Raw genomic sequence first — 17,442 nt, 5'->3', positions numbered from 1 at the left:
GCCTGGGAGTATCGTGACAGGCATGCCGCTCGTCTCCCTCACGTTCGATGCCGATCTGACGCCGCTTCTGCCGCGGGCTTTGCGTGGGCACGCCGTTGTCCGCGCCTGGGCGGAGGGCGTCACGTTCAAGCATGCGATCGAGGCGCTCGGGGTGCCGCACACGGAAGTGGGGCACGTGCTGGTGGACGGCAAAACCGTGGCGTTGGAGGCGATGTTGCCGGCAAGCGGCAACGTTGCCGTGTCGGGTGTGGAACCGACATGGCCGGCGACACCGCTGCATTTTCTGTGCGACGCCCACCTGGGTGCCACAGCGCGCCTGCTGCGCATGGCCGGTTTCGACACCACGTACGACAACAACTACGCCGACGCCGCCATCGAAGCGCTCGCCCTGACCGAAGATTGGATCGTGCTGTCGCGCGACCGTGAATTGCTCAAGCGGCGCGGCATCCGCCGTGGCGCATTCATCCGCACACAGCAGCCGCAAGCGCAGATGCGCGAGATCGTGGCGCGCTTTCGGCTGGGTGATGTGGCGCGGCCATTCTCGCGCTGCCTGGAGTGCAACGCACCGCTGCGCATGTTGAGCGTGGAAGAGGCTGCGGCCAGCGTGCCACCCCGCGTGCGGGAGCGGCAGCATTTGTTCAGTACCTGCGATGTCTGCCGACGCGTGTATTGGCCGGGCTCGCATTGGTCGCGCATGCGCTCGGCGCTGGACGACATGCTCGCGGTGGACGTCGACGAAGGCGGCGATACCAGCGCGGGCATCCTGCGCAGCGGTAGTGGCGGCGCGTGACTACCGTGCCGGGGTGTTGCTCAGGTCTTCGAGAAAGCGCTCCCGCCAGACGGTGAGATTCGCCACACGCAGCCGGTCCATCATGTGGGCGTAGCGCGCCTTGCGCTCTTCCAGCGGCATCGTCAACGCGCGGTTCAGCGCCTCGGCCATGCCGCGCGTGTCGTATGGGTTGACGATGAGCGCGGCATCGAGCTCACGCGCCGCGCCGGCAAAGCGCGAGAGTACTAACACGCCGGGGTCCTCCGGGTCTTGCGCGGCCACGTACTCTTTGGCGACGAGGTTCATGCCGTCGCGCAGCGGCGTCACATAGCCGATCTGTGAGCTGCGAAACAGCGCCATCAGCACGCGTCGTTCATATTGCTTGTTGATGTAGCGGATAGGCGCCCAGTCCAGCTCCGAGTGTTTGCCGTTGATGCGGCCCGATTCCGCTTCCAGCCGCTGGCGGATCTGCTGATAGCTCTGTACGTCCTGGCGCGAGGTCGGCGCGATCTGGATGAAGGTCACGTGCCGGCGGTGCTCCGGAAAATCGTCGAGCAATTGCTCGATAGCGCGGAAGCGTTCGGGCAGACCCTTGGAGTAGTCGAGCCGGTCCACGCTCATGATCAGCTTGGGCTGGCCGCCGGGCTCGGCGCGCAGGCCAGCGTGGCGCGCAAACGGGTTGCGTCGCGCTAGCGACGACACGGCCTGCTGCGCGATCTCATCCGGATGCACGCCGATGGGGTAGACCTCCGCGCGCAGCGTGTGGCCATAAGCGTGCACAGGGCCGTTCTGCTCTTTCTGCTCGATATAGCCCCGCGCCTCGCGCTCGATGTAGTCGTAGAAGGCCACGCGGTCGGTTTCGGTCTGAAAGCCGACCAGGTCGTACGCGCACAGCGCGCGCATCAGGTCTTCATGCGGCGGAATGGTCGTCAGGATTTCCGGCGACGGAAACGGAATGTGCAGGAAGAACCCGATGCGGTTGGTGAGACCCAACGCACGGCACTCCGCCGCAAACGGGATCAGGTGATAGTCGTGCACCCAGAGGATGTCGTCGGGCTGCACCAGCGCCTTGAGCTGATGGGCGAACTGCGCATTGACCCGCCGATAGCCGTGATACTCCTGCCGCTGATACCGCGATAAGTCCACCCGGTAATGAAAGATCGGCCATAGCGTGGCGTTGGCAAAGCCACGGTAGTAGTGGTCGTAATCCTTGCGGTTCAGGCCCACTGTGGCGTACGTGATGTTGCCCTTGCTGACGATGTGCGGCTCGTGCGAAACCGTGGGCGCGGTCTCGCCGCTCCAGCCGAACCAGATGCCGCCAGTCTCGCGCAGCGCGTCGAACACGCCCACCGCCAGGCCGCCGGCCGTGCCTTGGCCCTCTGTTACGGGCGCCACGCGGTTGGAGACAACGATGAGCCGGCTCATTGGGCACCCTCCGCGGCGGCACTGCCTGCAACGAGCCCGGCCAACCATGCGCGCAACGCCGCCGGGTCTCGCACGCGCCAGCGTGCCTGGCTCGGCCCCGAGCCCACTTTGATGGACCACCCACCCAGCGCGTTGACCGCGTAGAAGGCGCTCTCGTCTGTCAGGTCATCCCCGGCAAACAGCACCGCGCGGCCCGTGAAAGGCGGCTCCGTCATCAGCGTATGCACCACGTCGCCCTTGCTGGCACCGCGCGGTTTGAGTTCGACGACCATCTTGCCGGCCTGCAACCGAACATGGTCGGCATGGTGCCGCGCGAGGCGATCCGCCAGCGCGAGCACGGCGCTTTCGGCAGCGGGGGCATGGCGGTAATGCAGCGCGAAGGCGATGTCTTTGTTCTCGAGCACCACGCCGGGAAAAACCGCGGCCAACTGCGTGAACTCGGTATGCAGTTCACGTGCAAGTTCGGCCAGCGCATCGGGGTTGGTGTCAAGCCGCACGAAGCGGCCATCTGCGTAGCGCCGTTCCGCGCCATGCACACCGGCAATGACCAGCCCGGGCAGCGCGAGTTGCGATTCGAGGTCCTGCACCGTACGCCCGCTGATGATGGCCAGCGCGCCGCCGCTGGCGGCATGCAGACCGGCGAGCATCTCGCGCAGCGGCGCTGACACGTGGACGGCGTCGGGTTGCGGCGCGATGTCGACGAGCGTGCCGTCAAAGTCGAGCAGGAAAGCCGTTCGATTGAGATCGAGCGGGGGCAGGGGCGCCGCGCTGGCGGAAGACTGGGGTGCAGCGTGTTTGGTCAAACCGGTTCATGGGGATGTGCGTGATGCGTCGTTTCACGCAAGAACCGGGCCGGCCCCACTGCGTCTTGTCCGCGCCTTGCCATTTCGCCATTCGTGGCTAGCCTGGGGTGGGGCAGGGCTTGTAAAAACGGGGGCAGGGTGCAATTCCTTCACACCGCCCGCGCCGTGGGCGTCACAGCCATATCAAAGCGATGCGGCCAGACGCGTCCCTTGGTCGATGGCGCGCTTGGCATCGAGTTCGCGCGCCTCGTCTGCGCCGCCAATGACGTGTACCTTCGCGCCGCCCGCCTGCAGCGGCTCGACCAGCTCGCGCATTGGCTCCTGGCCGGCGCAGAGCACGATGGAATCGACCGGCAGCCATTCGGCGTCTTCGCGCTTGTCGCCATAGCTCACCAGCAGGCCTTCGTCGCCAATGCGCTCGTAGTTGACGCCGCCCACCATGCGCACGCCCATGTTTTTCAGGCTGGTGCGGTGGATCCAGCCGGTGGTCTTGCCCAGCCCCGCGCCCAGCTTGCCGGCGCGGCGCTGCAGCAGCGTGATGTCGCGTGCGGGCGCCTCGGGTTGCGGGCGGATGCCATCCACACCGCCGCGCACCTGCGTCGGGTCACCCACGCCCCATTCGGTCCGCCAGGTTTGCAAATCCAGCGTGGGCGAGTGGCCATCGAGCGCGAGGAACTCCGCCACGTCAAAGCCGATACCGCCCGCACCGACAATCGCCACGCGCTTGCCCACCGGCTTGCGGTGGCGCAGCACGTCGATATACGACAGCACGCTCGGATGCTCCTGCCCCGGAATCTTCGGGTTGCGCGGCGATACGCCGGTCGCGACGATGATCTCGTCGTACTTGTCCGCCAGCAGTTGCTGCGCATCCACGCGCGCGCCCAGCCGCAGCGTCACGCCCGTCGCCTCCACCCGGCGCGTGAAGTAGCGCAGCATCTCGTGAAACTCTTCTTTGCCCGGAATCGTCTTGGCCATATTCAATTGGCCGCCGAGTTCCGGCGCGGCGTCGTACAAGTCGACCGCATGCCCGCGCTCCGCCAGCGTGATGGCCGCTGACAAGCCTGCCGGGCCTGCGCCCACCACCGCAAAGCGCCGCTTCGCAGGGGCGGGGCGAATGACAAGCTCCGTTTCATGGCACGCACGCGGGTTGACCAGGCAACTCGCGACCTTGGCCTTGAATGCGTGGTCCAGGCAGGCCTGATTGCAGGCGATGCAGGTGTTGATGTCCTGCGCCTGGTTCGCGGCCGCCTTGCGCACGAAATCCGCGTCGGCCAGCAGCGGGCGCGCCATCGAGACCATGTCGGCGTAACCCTCGGCCAGCACAGCCTCCGCCACCTCGGGCGTGTTGATGCGGTTGGATGTGACCAGCGGAATGCCGACCTCGCCCTTCATCTGTTTCGTCACCCACGCAAAAGCTGCACGCGGCACGCTCGTCGCAATGGTCGGGATGCGCGCCTCATGCCAGCCGATACCGGTGTTGATGATGGTGGCGCCCGCGCGCTCCACCGCCTTGGCGAGCTGCACGACTTCTTCCCACGAGCTGCCGTCCGGGATCAGGTCGATCATCGACAGGCGATAGATGAGGATGAAGTCTTTGCCGACCGCCTCGCGCGTGCGCTGGACGATCTCCACCGGCAGGCGCATGCGGTTGGCGTAGCTGCCGCCCCAGTCGTCGGTGCGCTTGTTGGTGTGGGTGACGAGGAACTGGTTGATGAAGTAGCCCTCCGAACCCATGATCTCCACGCCGTCATAGCCGGCTTCGCGGGCCAGTTGGGCGCAGCGCACGAATGCGCGGATCTGCCGCTCGATACCGCGCGCCGACAATTCGCGCGGCGTGAATGGGCTGATGGGTGAGCGCAATGCAGACGGCGCCACCGCAAACGGGTGATACCCGTAGCGGCCGGTATGCAGAATCTGCAGCGCGATCTTGCCGCCTTCTTCGTGCACGGCGTGGGTGACGGCGCGGTGGCGACGTGCCGCTCCATGCGTAGCCAGGCGGCCGGCAAACGGCTTGGTCCACCCGGCGATGTTGGGCGCAAAGCCGCCGGTCACCATCAGGCCGACATCGCCACGCGCACGCTCGGCAAAGTAAGCGGCAAGGCGACCGAAGTGATTGCCGTCTTCCAGCCCGGTATGCATCGAGCCCATCAGCACGCGGTTCTTGAGCGTGGTGAAGCCGAGGTCGAGGGGGCTAAGCAGGTGAGGGTAGGGGGAGGGCATATCCGGCGCATCACGTGATGTGGCAAACGCGCCGGACGGTAGCACCCAAGCGCCCGTTGGAACAACAGGGCAGGGTTCTAGGGTCTGTTCCCATATGGGAATAGACCCTAGATGTGTGGGGTGCGCGTCAGGACGTCAGGACTTTTGCGAGTCGTCTTCGGCGGGCTTGCCGAGCAGCGCCTTCAGCAGTTTGTTGTTCTGGGGGATGGCCTTGCCGCTGCCCTGGCCGGGCTTGCCGGCGCGCTGGCTGTCGCGCTTGAGGTTGTTGGCGATCTTCAGGCCCTTGAGCTTTTCGAGGTCGGTTTTCTTCACGATGGGGTCGGATAATGGCGTGTTACGCTCGGCAGGATACGCGAAACACCATCCCCCGCCCCGTTTTTCCTGCATGCCGCCCGCTTTTACACCGCCCGCCACGCCGGTCCCCGACTTGTTTCAGCCCAGCCTGCAGGACTGGGCAGACCAGCCTGCGCAGGCCTTCGAACATTGGCTGGCAGCGCGCGGTTACCGCGAGTCGTCGGCAACGGTGTACCGCGCGATGTGGCGCAAATGGCTGCGCTGGGCCGAGTCGCGCCAGCGCGCGCTGGCCGATTGGAGCGCGGGCGATATCGCCGCCTTCCTTGACGAATCGGGCCTGACCAAGCTGCACCGCTACCGCTATGCCCGGCTGATCGAACGTGTTTTCCACCAGATCGAGCAGTCGCGCACGGGTACGCACAACCCTGCCAGCTCGGTCGTGCAGCAAAAACTGGCGGAAGGTGAGAACGACCCGACCACGTTTCTTTCCGTTGTCGAGCGGGAGGCTATCGAGGCGTCGTTGGAGGTTGGCGCTGGCGGGAATGAGGCGGCGGCCAATGCCAGCGCCTTCAAGCTGGCACGTGACCGGGCCCTGGTGGCGGTGTGTCATGGCGCGGGGTTGAAGGTGGCGCAGGTGCAGTCGCTGTTGCTCCGCCAGGTGGGGGATGCGCTGGAGACCATCACGGTTGAGCCTGCGCGCGGACCGACGTATCAGGCGCCGTTGCTGGAGGCGGCCCGCCCTGCGCTGGCGGCTTGGCTGGCGGTACGTCGGCATGCTGAGGTGCAAGGCGAACGCGTGTTCGTGGCTGACGCGGGCGGGCGGGTCATGCATGCGGCTTCCATCTATCGGAGGGTGGAGGCGTGGCTTGCGGCGCTCCCGGCATTGACGCACCGCAACGAACGGCTCTCGCCGCAGACGCTGCGCAATGGCTATGCGGCCGCGTTGTTCGATGCCGGCGCAGCCCCCGCTGAAGTGGGGTACGCGCTGGGCCTGCGTGACCAGACCTCGGCCTGGCGGTTGCGTGCTGCCTATGCTGACTGGCAGGCCGCTGCGCACCCGGACGGCCGGGTGGGCCCCCGATCGGGCGAGTGATCGGACCGCCCATCGGGCAACCCAAGGGCTGCCAGCGCAGACACCGTTTCATCGCGCCGTTTTTCCGCACGTTTTTGCGGCACATCGCCCGCAAATCCATGCGGTGCTTTGCTATGATCGCGCTGTTTCATCGCGCCGGAGGCTTTGGTGCGGTGCAACCCGATGCCGCGCTCGAACCGGCACGACAGAACTCTCTTCCTCCTCGATACCTCGCACCCAATGACCGAAACCATTCTGCTGACCGGCGCCACCGGCTATATCGCCTCGCACACCTGGGTTGAACTGCTGGATGCGGGCTATCAGGTGATTGGGCTGGACAACCTCTGCAACAGCAGCTCGACGGTGCTGTCGCGCATTGAACAGATCACCGCCAAGACGCCGAAGTTTGTGCAGGGCGACGTGCGTGACCGCCGCCTGCTCGACGATCTGTTTGCCAGCACGCGCATCTCGGCCGTCATCCACTTTGCGGCGCTCAAGTCAGTGGGCGAGTCGGTGCAGAAGCCGCTGGCTTACTACGACAACAACATGGGCGGGCTGGTGACGCTGTGCGCTGCCATGGCGCATGCGAATGTGCGCCAGCTGGTGTTCAGTTCGTCGGCCACGGTGTATGGCAATCCGCATACGGTGCCAATTACCGAATCGTTTCCGCTGTCCGCCACCAACCCGTACGGCCAGACCAAGGTGATGGGCGAGCAGGTGCTGCGCGATCTGGAGATTTCCAACGCCGCCTGGCAGATCGCCTATCTGCGCTATTTCAACCCGGTGGGCGCGCACCACAGCGGGCTGATCGGCGAAGACCCGCGCGGCATCCCCAACAACCTGATGCCGTATGTGGCGCAGGTGGCCGTGGGCAAGCGCGAGAAACTCTCCGTCTACGGCGGCGACTGGCCCACGCCAGACGGCACCGGCGTGCGCGACTACATCCACGTGGTGGACCTCGCGCGCGGGCACTTGTCGGCTCTGGATGCACTGCGCCGCGATGGCCGTGGCTTTACCGTGAACCTCGGCACAGGCCGCGGCTACTCGGTGCTGGAAGTGGTGGAGGCCTACAAACGCGCGAGCGGCCGCCCGATTCCGTATCAGATCGTCGACCGCCGCCCTGGCGATATTGCCGCCTGCTATGCCGACCCGGCGCTCGCCGCTACGCTGTTGGGCTGGCGCGCACAGTACGGCATCGAGCGCATGTGCGAAGACTCCTGGCGCTGGCAAAGCATGAACCCCGAGGGTTTTCAGACGCGCGGCTGATGCATCGGTTTTCTGACGCATCCGACACCGGAGACCTCCTGCAGTGAACGCGGCGCTCGTCGATCATCTTGATCATCTGGTCAGCACACTCATGGGCGCGCTGCTGCCTTTGATCGTGGCATGCGGCGCGGGCAACCTGTTGCTGCGTCTGCTGGACGGTCTGCTCAGTGCGACGGCGATGCGCACGCGCTTGCCGTTGGTCATGACAGCGCTGTTCTCGGCGATCGCGTTGTGGACGGTGCCGTTGCTGCCGCTGATCAGGCATTGGCCGCTGCAAGACGACACGACCCCATACGTGATGGCGCTGGCCGCGTTTGCCTGGAGCTTGGCAGTGGCGGCGCTGTGGTGCGTGCTGGGCGGCCGCGCGGGAACGGCGCGTGCGCTGGTGTTGGGCGTGCTGCTCAGTGTGAGTGGGCCGGTGACGGTGTTGTTGCTCGCAGGTGTGGCGCGCTTTGATTCGGTGGCGTGGCAGGATGCGGGGCTGTTCGGCATCGTCATGGCGCTGTCGGCCATCGCCTGTGCTGCTGCGTTGCAGTTTGCCTTCGCGGCGCGTTCCGGCGCATCGGGTGTGGCGGCGCGTCGCCCGGTCGTCAGCCTGTTTGTGAGCGTGCTGTTCGGCATTGGGCTGACGGTCGGCGCCGTGTACGCCGCGTCATTGGCCAACATTGCGCCAGCTTCCACGCAGAGCGCGCCGGCTTGGCTGCAAGGGCTCGTGATGTTGGGCGCGGTTGCCTCCGTGCTGGCTGGTTACCTGCTCGGCTATCGGGATCGTGCGGCGGGTGATGCTGCTGCTGCCGTCACCACACGTGAAATCCGCCGGCGCAAGGAAACCATGCAGGCGCTCAACGACCTGGAGCAAAGCTATCGCCAGCGTGAGGCTGAGCTGTCGGCGCGCCATCAGTTGTTGCTGGACGGCGCCGACGTGGGCTTGTGGGAGTTCGATCTGGTGACGCGCAGCGCGCAGTTTTCCACGCGCTTTGCTGCCATGCTGGGTTACTCGCTCAAAGAGGTCGGGCCAAGCACCAGCGAATATCTGCGCCTGGTGCACCCTGATGATCTGCCGATGGTGCTGAACCGTATTCAGGCCCATGTGGATGGCAGCGCGCCAGCCTACACGGCGCGGTTCCGTATGCGGCACAAGGATGGCAGCTACCGTCAGATGGTGGCGCACGGCGTGGCATCGCGTGATGCCGGCGGTCGTGCCGTGCGCATGGCGGGCTCGCATGTCGAGTTCGTGGCCGAAAAGACAGAAAAGGCAGAAAAGCCCGTTGGGGCGGACGTTGCCTCGGCAGGAGTCGCCATGGCTTCGGCTGCGCCCGAGACAATCCGGCGCCAGGGGTTGTGGGAATCGTGGTCGCCGCTGGAGCACGAGCAACAACCAACGCCTGCAGTGACGGAACCCGCGGCCACCGTCGACGCCGCATTGCCCAGCATCAATCCCAACGCCTTGCGTTAAAGCTGCCAAGGCTGTCAATCGCGCGCCAGAGGCCGTTAGCCCAAGGCGCATTCAAGTTTCCTTTCCATCTGCCCGTTAGCGCATAGAGAGCGCGTGCAATCGCGCCGGGGAGCACCGCGCACGACGCGGACACAAAACGCATGGAGGGAAGGAAAATGAATCGACTGACGCTTCGACAGAAGCTGTGGCTGCCGCTCGTCCTGAGCTGGGCGTGTCTGCTGGTGATCGCGCTGTGGAGCGCGTGGAGCGCGCGCACGGTGCGCATGGAGGAGCGACAGCGCGATCTCCAGAACGTCAGCGCAACGGCATTCAGCGTGATCAAGGAATATGCCCAACTCGCGCAGGACGGCAAGATGTCGGTGGACGAGGCCAAGGCACAAGCCATGGCCCGCCTCAAGGACATGCGCTACGGCACCGACGGCTATTTCTCGCTGTCGCACAGCGATACCGTGTCGGTCATGCACCCCTTCAAGCCGGAGATGGTCGGCAAGAACATGTCGGCCGTCACCGACCCTGCCGGCACGCACCTGTTCGCGGATATTGCGCGCACGGCCAAGGCCGGCGGCGGGTTCGTGCGTTATCTCTGGCCGAAGCCCGGCAGCGACAAGGCTGAACCCAAACTGACCTACGTCGCCTACTACGAGCCGTGGGATTGGTCCATGACCACCGGCCTGTATATCGACGACGTTGAAGCGGCGTTCCACGCATCGCTGGTGCAAGCGCTCGGGTTGCTGGTCGGGGTGGGTCTGCTGATGACGCTGGTGGTGGTCACGCTCACGCGCGGTGTCCAGCGTCAGCTGGGTGGTGAGCCGGCTTACGCGGCGGATATTGCCGCGCGCATCGCCAAGGGCGATCTCGCCATGCACGTGCAAACGCGTGCAGGTGATCAGGACAGCATGCTCTACGCCATGGCGCAGATGCAGCGCGAGCTGACGGGCACGATCGGCCATATCAAGACCTCGGCCGATTCCATTGCCAGTGCAACCAAACAGATCGCGGCCGGCAATGCCGACTTGTCGCAGCGCACGGAGCAGCAGGCCAGCTCGCTGGAGGAAACCGCTTCCAGCATGGAAGAGCTGACCAGCATCGTGAAGCAGAACGCCGACAACGCGCGTCAGGCCAGCACGCTGGCGGTGAATGCGTCGGACATTGCGGTCAAGGGCGGCGAGGTGGTGGGCCGTGTGGTCGAGACCATGTCGGGCATCAACGAAAGCAGCAAGAAGATTGCGGACATCATCGGCGTGATCGAGGGCATTGCGTTTCAGACCAATATCCTGGCGCTGAACGCCGCCGTGGAAGCGGCCCGTGCAGGCGAGCAGGGCCGCGGCTTTGCCGTGGTGGCAGGCGAAGTGCGCAGCCTTGCACAGCGCTCGGCGGGGGCGGCCAAGGAGATCAAGGAACTGATTGGCGATTCGGTGGGCCGCGTGCAGAACGGCTCGGCGCTGGTGCAGGAAGCCGGCGCCGTGATCGAAGAGGTGGTGACCGCCGTCAAACGCGTGACGGACATCATGGGCGAAATTTCGGCTGCGTCGGATGAACAAAGCTCGGGCATCGAACAGGTCAACCAGGCCGTCAATCAGATGGACGAGGTGACGCAACAGAATGCGGCGCTGGTCGAACAGGCCGCAGCGGCGGCGCTGTCATTGGAAGAGCAGGCGCAAATCCTGCGCACGGCAGTGGGGCGCTTCCAGGTATAACCGCGCGTACGCCCAAAATGCACAAGGCCGGCAAATATGCCGGCCTTGCTCTTTTGTGGTTTCCGGACGCCTCTATGTGCAGTCTCGGAGGTGCTGCTTGCTGCGGCTCAGGCGACCAGAAAATCTTCCACCTTGCGGCCTGACGACAACTCCTTGACCAACCAGCCCGGGCGCTTGCCGCGGCCCGTCCAGGTATTGCCGTTGTTGTCGCGATAACGCACGGGCACCTTGCGGCCAGCCTTTTTCGAAACCACGCCGGCCTTGCTGCCAAAACCGAGGTCATCGGCGGTCAGGCCGTATTCCACGATCTTCTGCTTGATTTCGGCGATCACGGCCGCCTGTTCATTCGCCCGGAGTTCATCGGCCTGGCGCTGCAGTTCAGAGATCTTCTGAACAATTTCCTTGTAAGTCGACATTATGGATTCCTCAATTTTTGCCATTGAAACATGGGCACGCTCCCCGTAGCCCACGGCATTATAACGACTTTCATGTGAGCTATGAATTCCGTTAAGACCTAATGTTTACAGTTGCATTCCATGTGCGGCGCGTTGAGCCAAAAACCCTGATGGCACCTGGCTTTGCGCCGAATAGGGATTCGTGAACAGGTGAAGATTTTTCAGTCTTTGATGCATTGTTGAGACAATGAAGACAAACTGCTGCGCCTGCACAATTCGTACACAATTTTCTTATGTGATTGCTTCATTGCCCCCGCAATGCAGGCGGGTGGCACGGTAATGTTTTCAAGCGCTGAGTTGAAAGGTTGGCGAAAGGTTTTACGCCATGCATCAAAATGGCGCATTTTCTGTGCCAACGCCGTCAGGCGGCCTGTAAATTCATCCAGTCTTGAAATGCTTGGGCGGGTAGCGGGCGTGCCAGCAGATAGCCTTGCACCTGATCGCAATGCAGATGGATCAGGGCTTGCATTTGCGCCTCGGTTTCCACGCCTTCTGCCACGACCGTCATTTCCAATGAATGCGCCATTGCGCAGATGGCGCGGATGATGGCGGCGGCTTCGGGCGGGTTGTCGTCGAGCGCGCTGACAAATGCCCGATCGATTTTGATCTGCTGGGCGCGGAAGCGCTGCAGATAGCTGAGGCTGGAGTAACCGGTGCCGAAATCGTCGATGGCGACTTCAAAACCGAGCGATTGAATCTGCCGGATTGCGGCAATGCTCTGGCTGGCATCGCGCATGGCGGCGGTTTCCGTAATCTCGAACATCAGACGGTGCGCCGACACGTGATATCGGTGCAGGATCTGCGACAGCCGTTGCACGAGGTCGGGCTGCTGAAATTGACGTGGCGAGAGATTCACGGCGATGCGCTGCGGGGCCATGCCGGCGGCATCCCAATGCATGATTTGGCGGCAGACTTCCTCCACCACCCAGTCGCCCAGTTCAACGATGGTGCCGGTGCGCTCGGCCAGCGGGATGAACTCAGCCGGCGACACCGGGCCAAGCTCCGGATGATTCCAGCGCAGCAGGGCCTCGGCGCCGATCATGGCCCGCGTGCGGGCGTCGAACTTCGGCTGGTAGTACACCGACAGCTGCCCGTTGAGCGCCGCGTGCGAGAGCGAACGTTGAATCTGCAGCACGCGGTGCGCGGTGGTGTTCAGGCGCGGTTCGAAAAAGCGGTAGGCGTTGCCGGCAGACTGCTTGCAGTCGAACATGGCGGCGTCGGCGTGTTCGAGCAGCGCGTCAGCCGTCGCGCCGTTGTGTGGATGGATCACCACGCCGATGCTGGCCGTGGCGCGCACGCGGCGGCCGTCAATCTCCACGGATTCACGCAGCCGGAACAGCAGCTTGTCGCCGATGGTCGCGGCCGCCTCCGGCAGCGCCAGGCCTTCGACCAGGATGCCGAACTCATCGCCACCGAGGCGGGCGACGGTGTCTTCGCCGCGCACGGTTTGGCGCAGGCGCTCCGCAATGATCTGCAGCACGCGATCGCCTGCGTTGTGCCCGTGCTGCTCGTTGATCTGCGCGAAGTTGTCCAAGTCTAGATAGAACAGCGCGAAAGGGCGCCCGCGTCGCGTGGCGGAGACGATGGCGCTGTCGAGTGCCTGGCGCAGCTGCAGGCGGTTCGGCAGACCGGTGAGCGCGTCGTGATGCTGCGGAACCTGCGGCTGGCTCGCCACGCGCGCCAACGATGCGGCAAGGTGCGCCTGCGTGGAATCGACGCGGGTTTCCAGCATGATCAGCACCGCGTGCAAGCCCAGCGCGAGCAGTACGCCACCTGCGCTCAGCATGATGGTCGGGACGACGTGCGCGGTCGGTTCGTCGGCCGACCACGTTGTGATGGACGGCCAGATCATCAGCGAGAAGACGGCGGAGGTTGCCAATACGGCCGCGGCGCGTGCGCGCAGGCCAACTGCCTCGCGTCGCTGTGCCGGCGGGGCATAGAACGCCATCGACATGGCCAGGGAGGCACCCGCGGCCAGCACAAGCGTGCCGCCGCCATAGCTGAGCAGCGTGCGCTGCAGCGTAAGTGTTGCGTCGTGAGCCCACGGACGTGCCAGTTGAAGCTCCAGCACCAGCAGGCCAATGCCGAGTGCCGTCGCGCCAATGGCAATGCCGCGCCGTTGCAGGGGTTGGCTTGGCGTGCCGAATGTGGCATCCGGCAACACCACGGCGAACGTGGCGACCGAAGCCGCTAGTGCGGTCATGAGGCTACCCAGCAAGGGCGCCCCCAGTGACACGCCAACCTGGCGATGCAGGCCGACCTGGGCAAGCCAGAGCCCGGACCACAAGCCAATCCCAAGGATGGCGGCGCAGGCAATGCGCCAGTTGCGGCGTTTTGCGATCGTCGAGCCCCCCGGCAGACGTGTCGCGGCGTCTAGTGCGGCAAACGTGGTCAAGCCTGTGCTCACCCACGCAAACAGCAGCAGCGCAATATGGAAATCGTTATGCATGCGAGCGCATTCGGCGCGGCCCCCCGATTAGACCGGCGCCTGTCTGTGTTTTGCGGCGAGGATAGCGCAATTGCCTGGTGTTTCAGGCAGCGAAAAAGCGACCTTGTTGTGCGCTATTCACAGAATGCGTCGGGATAAACCGTCGGAGTTGCATTGCATCAATGCCTACGCGACGGCTCCGCACCTATCCAGATGCATCGGCAACAAATGCCGGAACGTGACTCGGGTATACGTGAGTAGCAGGCGCAGGGGATTGCGCCTAGCCCGACGTTTTAGGCGTGCAGCCGGCCTCGACGGCGCGAAGCTGGGGTGGCTGCGCCGGCGCGCTCCAGGTCGACGCTGGGCAGCAGGTGCAGCAGGCGCACCAGCTCAGACTGACGGTGGGTGCCGGTCTTGCGCAGGATGTCGCGGATGTGCACCCGCACGGTATGCAGCGAGAGGAATTCGCGCTCGGCAATTTCCTGTAGGGTTTCGCCGGCAGCCAGGCGGGCGGCGACGATGCATTCCTTATTGGTGAGCCCGAATAGCGAGGCCAGCACGCCAGCATCCATCACCGAGCGGGTTTCGGAATTGCCCACCAGCACCAACGCCAGCGGCGACGCCCAGCCCGAACGCATGGCGTCGGAAGGTGCCAGCGGCGTGGCGATAAAGGGCACTGGGCGCCCGTCGCGTGCCAGATACATCCACGAGCCCGCTGCGCCTTGCACGCCCAGGGAACCCGCGGCCGTTTCAATCAGCGTGCGCAGCGCACTGTCGTGCGTATGGTCGCCGGAATGCAATTTGCCGCCATCCAACGACAAACGGTCGTCGTCTGCGGCCATTGTGCGTGCCCAGGCGTTGGCGTATTTCACGCGCATGGTGCGTTCGATGACCATGACGCCAAAGTCCAGCGTATCCAGCCCCGCCATGCCGAGCGCGGCGAGTTCGTTCAGTTCCTGATTGCGCTGTTGCATGCGCGCGGCCCGCTGCAGATGCGGCAGCACGCGCTGCAGGCGCTGTTCGCGCTCGATGGCGCTGACTTCGGACGCGCCGTCGCGCGTGCGCAGGCGCATCGTGACGCGCAGGTCGGGTGTGTCGACCAGCGTCATGGCATCGGCGGGGGCGTCGTCTGCATCGTCAGCCGGCTGTGCCCCTAGGATTTGTGGATCCTGGCAGAAAGCATTGCACTGGCCCGGTTGCGGGCATTGCGCGCACCAGCCCGACGACACGCCCTGGCGTGGCGTCTCGGTGTGTTTGTCCCAAACAAAATAATGTGCGCTTTCGGCCCCGGCGTAGATCGAAAGCAGGGCCAGAGCGATCGGCATCTGCGCAGGTTCGAGCACCGCTTCGTAGATGGTATCGACGAGGCGGTGGAACTCTGCGTCATCTGATAGACGTTGCAGCATGATGGCCCCCGGTGCGTATTGCGATGGCTGGGGGCTTGGCCCCTCGCCGTCGTTGTGTAGCGGCGTGACGCCGCTGTCGCTGTATTGATTGTTGTTGTTCTGCGCGACTTCTGTAGTAATCGGCAAATCTTTGGAGAAACTTAACATTCCGCTTGCGATGCTCCCAAATTCCGGCGGTGCTGTATCCCCCCCTCGAGAGGGGAGTATGGCCGACTTTCAGCGCTGAAAATATAAAAAATATACAAAATAGCTTAACGTGTTCAGCGCTTGCCTCAGTTGAACTGGTAGGTGTAGGCGGCGTTGAAGCGCAGCGCACGCGAACTGCTGTTGATTGGCTTGTCGCCCACCGGGCGCGCGATGGCCAAGTCCAGCGTGTAGTACTTCCGGTCTGAAAAGCGCACGCCAAGTGCAATTGAACCGAGCTGGTCGTGCACCAGTGTGCCCGCATTCGAATACACCTTGGCCGTGTCATACAGCACGTAGGGCTGCACGGTCTTCAGATAATCCATCGATACCGTAAACGCGCGGTTGATTTCGACCGACACGCCCCAGCCACGATCGCCCGCCACCTCCCCAGCCGGATAGGCGAGGCCGAAGAAGCGCCCACCAAAGCTGATCTGCTCCGACGACGGCAGCACCGCGCCGCTGTATTGCGCGGCACCCGATACCACCACGCCAAAACCGAAGGGCAGGTCGTGCGCTTCGCTGGCGGTCATGCGTGTACGCAGAAAGCCCAGATCGACATTGTTGTTGGGCGACTTGCTCGCCCCCAGACCGCTGATGCCTTGATACAGGCCCAGAGACGCGCGGCGCGTCTCACCGGGTTTCACTTCGGTATACAGCGCCTCGGCGCCGGCCACGCGCACCTTGGCGTCAAGCTCGGTTTGCGGGATGGCGGTGTTCTGCGGCGAATAGCGCTGCTTGTCGTCGTTGCCGTAGAACGTGCCGGTGAGCGTGAGGCTGCGCGTGTTCGACAGCAGCACGGGGTAGCTGAGCGACAGGCCCAGCCGCTGCGTATCCGTCAGATAGCGCGACTGGTAGCCGAGCTGCTCGAGCGGCAGGTTTTCGGGCATGCCGCGATAGTGCGACCAGGAGAGCTTGGCCAGCAGCCCGTCGGTGCCGATCGGTTGCGCCCACGTGGCGGAGTAGAACGTTTCGTGGTCAGACCCGCGCGGCTGTAGCGTGGACACGGTGATCTGCTCGCCAAACGGCGTCACGCTGTTGAGCGTGCCAGTGATGACGACGCGCACGCCAGGCTTGCGGTATTCGATGCCCGTGCCGATGGTGTACGGCTGGCGCTTGACGTTGAGCACCAGTTCGCTCGCGCCATCGGTGGTGGTGGGCGGCTGCACGGTCGCGGTGATCTGCACACCGGGCTGTTGCGCGAGCACGCCGGTCACACGCTCGAAGGTCTCGCGGCGCAAGGGCTTTTCATCCATCAAGCGCTGCGCGATTTCGCGCAGGCGGCCCTCCAGCGGCCCGGGCGTGCCTTCGACGCGCATACGCGCAACATAACCTTCCACCACGGTCACGCGCACCACGCCGCCTTCAAACGTCTGTGCGGGCACGAAGGCGAACGACAGCGGATACCCGCGATCCGCATACAGCTTGGTCACATCGTTGGCTGCCTGCAGCAGTTGCGCGACGGTGATGTCATGCCCCGCGAGCGGCGCAAAGTACGCGGCGATCTCGGGAAACGGCAGCGTCTTCACGCCTTCGATCTGGAATTTGGTGGGCGTGAGGTGCGTGGCGAGCAGATTTTCCAGTGCCGGGTTCGGCCGCTGAACTTCCACCTGAATTTTCTGCTGGGGCGGACGAGACGTATCGACCTTGGGCAGTGTATCGATCGGGTTGCCTTGGGTAGGGCTGCTTTGCGCCCAGCTCAACGCCGGGTGGGCCAGGGCAACGCCCGTGGCCAGGGCCAACCGCAGGGTGGTGGTCCGCACGCCTGTCTCCTCCGTGATGGGGTGTTCGTTTGTCGTGAAGCGAAGCCGCGCATCGATCGCCGCGCGCTGCATCAAACGATAACCGCGAGACATGGTGCTTTACAACAAATCACATGGAAGCAACGTTCACGCAGCGCAACGGGCCATGGTTGATACCGATGGCACGTAGTCCCGCGCGGCTTTGCCCAGTACAGACGTCGCTTTG

Annotated in this window: 13 protein-coding genes; 5 read left to right on the top strand and 8 right to left on the bottom strand. The window is 64.4% G+C overall.

All coding sequences use genetic code 11. The features are described from left to right. Positions 1-22: 22 nt before the first annotated feature. Positions 23-790 carry a Mut7-C RNAse domain-containing protein gene (locus tag AB0305_RS02575; RefSeq protein ID WP_366171213.1) on the top strand — a complete coding sequence of 256 codons (768 nt, stop codon included), beginning with the start codon at positions 23-25 and terminating at the stop codon, positions 788-790. Here the strand turns inward: AB0305_RS02575 and otsA are convergent, their stop codons facing one another. From otsA to AB0305_RS02555, 4 genes are all read right to left on the bottom strand, one after another. Further along, positions 791-2,194 carry an alpha,alpha-trehalose-phosphate synthase (UDP-forming) gene (otsA, locus tag AB0305_RS02570; protein ID WP_366171211.1) on the bottom strand — a complete coding sequence of 468 codons (1,404 nt, stop codon included), beginning with the start codon at positions 2,192-2,194 and terminating at the stop codon, positions 791-793. Then, on the bottom strand, positions 2,191-2,997 hold the full coding sequence (gene otsB, locus AB0305_RS02565; RefSeq protein ID WP_366171209.1) for a trehalose-phosphatase: 807 nt from the start codon (positions 2,995-2,997) through the stop codon (positions 2,191-2,193). Before otsB ends, otsA begins: the two co-directional genes overlap by 4 nt. A gap of 183 nt (positions 2,998-3,180) precedes the next feature. Continuing rightward, complete coding sequence (locus tag AB0305_RS02560; RefSeq protein WP_366171207.1) at positions 3,181-5,217, bottom strand: NADPH-dependent 2,4-dienoyl-CoA reductase; 2,037 nt, start codon at positions 5,215-5,217, stop codon at positions 3,181-3,183. Positions 5,218-5,352: 135 nt separating this feature from the next. Further along, positions 5,353-5,529, bottom strand: a complete 177-nt coding sequence (locus AB0305_RS02555) for a hypothetical protein (RefSeq protein ID WP_366171205.1) — start codon at positions 5,527-5,529, stop codon at positions 5,353-5,355. 115 nt (positions 5,530-5,644) lie between these two features. Here AB0305_RS02555 and AB0305_RS02550 point away from each other — a divergent pair, with 115 nt between their 5' ends. From AB0305_RS02550 to AB0305_RS02535, 4 genes are all read left to right on the top strand, one after another. After that, complete coding sequence (locus AB0305_RS02550) at positions 5,645-6,604, top strand: tyrosine-type recombinase/integrase (RefSeq protein WP_366171203.1); 960 nt, start codon at positions 5,645-5,647, stop codon at positions 6,602-6,604. A gap of 219 nt (positions 6,605-6,823) precedes the next feature. Continuing rightward, positions 6,824-7,849 (top strand): UDP-glucose 4-epimerase GalE, encoded by a 1,026-nt coding sequence (galE, locus tag AB0305_RS02545; RefSeq protein WP_366171201.1) that lies wholly within the window; start codon positions 6,824-6,826, stop codon positions 7,847-7,849. Positions 7,850-7,892: 43 nt separating this feature from the next. Next, entirely contained in the window at positions 7,893-9,305 is a 1,413-nt protein-coding gene (locus AB0305_RS02540; protein WP_366171199.1) for a PAS domain-containing protein, read from the top strand. 155 nt (positions 9,306-9,460) lie between these two features. Continuing rightward, entirely contained in the window at positions 9,461-11,002 is a 1,542-nt protein-coding gene (locus AB0305_RS02535) for a methyl-accepting chemotaxis protein (RefSeq protein ID WP_366171197.1), read from the top strand. A gap of 107 nt (positions 11,003-11,109) precedes the next feature. Here the strand turns inward: AB0305_RS02535 and AB0305_RS02530 are convergent, their stop codons facing one another. The 4 genes from AB0305_RS02530 to AB0305_RS02515 all read right to left on the bottom strand — a co-directional run bounded on the left by AB0305_RS02530 (position 11,110) and on the right by AB0305_RS02515 (position 17,330). Beyond that, the gene (locus AB0305_RS02530) at positions 11,110-11,418 is read right to left on the bottom strand and encodes an H-NS histone family protein (RefSeq protein WP_366171195.1); all 309 of its coding nucleotides are present in this window, start codon (positions 11,416-11,418) and stop codon (positions 11,110-11,112) included. Between the two features lie 400 nt (positions 11,419-11,818). Beyond that, positions 11,819-13,906, bottom strand: a complete 2,088-nt coding sequence (locus AB0305_RS02525) for an EAL domain-containing protein (RefSeq protein ID WP_366171193.1) — start codon at positions 13,904-13,906, stop codon at positions 11,819-11,821. 272 nt (positions 13,907-14,178) lie between these two features. Then, a complete protein-coding gene (locus tag AB0305_RS02520; protein WP_366171191.1) occupies positions 14,179-15,438 on the bottom strand; it encodes a helix-turn-helix transcriptional regulator in 1,260 nt (419 codons plus the stop codon). Positions 15,439-15,563: 125 nt separating this feature from the next. Further along, entirely contained in the window at positions 15,564-17,330 is a 1,767-nt protein-coding gene (locus tag AB0305_RS02515; RefSeq protein ID WP_366171189.1) for a ShlB/FhaC/HecB family hemolysin secretion/activation protein, read from the bottom strand. Between the last annotated feature and the right edge of the window lie 112 nt (positions 17,331-17,442).

This window comes from Arthrobacter sp. NPDC080086 (genome assembly GCF_040702285.1).
This window is presented reverse-complemented; position numbering and strand designations above follow the sequence as displayed.

What these genes read in the sequence shown, in the direction of transcription:
- AB0305_RS02535 (WP_366171197.1), top strand. Translation starts at nt 9,461, where the DNA reads ATGAATCGACTGACGCTTCGACAGAAGCTGTGGCTGCCGCTCGTCCTG.
- AB0305_RS02530 (WP_366171195.1), bottom strand. Translation starts at nt 11,418, where the DNA reads ATGTCGACTTACAAGGAAATTGTTCAGAAGATCTCTGAACTGCAGCGC.
- AB0305_RS02520 (WP_366171191.1), bottom strand. Translation starts at nt 15,438, where the DNA reads ATGTTAAGTTTCTCCAAAGATTTGCCGATTACTACAGAAGTCGCGCAG.
- AB0305_RS02515 (WP_366171189.1), bottom strand. Translation starts at nt 17,330, where the DNA reads ATGTCTCGCGGTTATCGTTTGATGCAGCGCGCGGCGATCGATGCGCGG.
- AB0305_RS02525 (WP_366171193.1), bottom strand. Translation starts at nt 13,906, where the DNA reads ATGCATAACGATTTCCATATTGCGCTGCTGCTGTTTGCGTGGGTGAGC.
- AB0305_RS02575 (WP_366171213.1), top strand. Translation starts at nt 23, where the DNA reads ATGCCGCTCGTCTCCCTCACGTTCGATGCCGATCTGACGCCGCTTCTG.
- galE (WP_366171201.1), top strand. Translation starts at nt 6,824, where the DNA reads ATGACCGAAACCATTCTGCTGACCGGCGCCACCGGCTATATCGCCTCG.
- AB0305_RS02560 (WP_366171207.1), bottom strand. Translation starts at nt 5,217, where the DNA reads ATGCCCTCCCCCTACCCTCACCTGCTTAGCCCCCTCGACCTCGGCTTC.
- otsA (WP_366171211.1), bottom strand. Translation starts at nt 2,194, where the DNA reads ATGAGCCGGCTCATCGTTGTCTCCAACCGCGTGGCGCCCGTAACAGAG.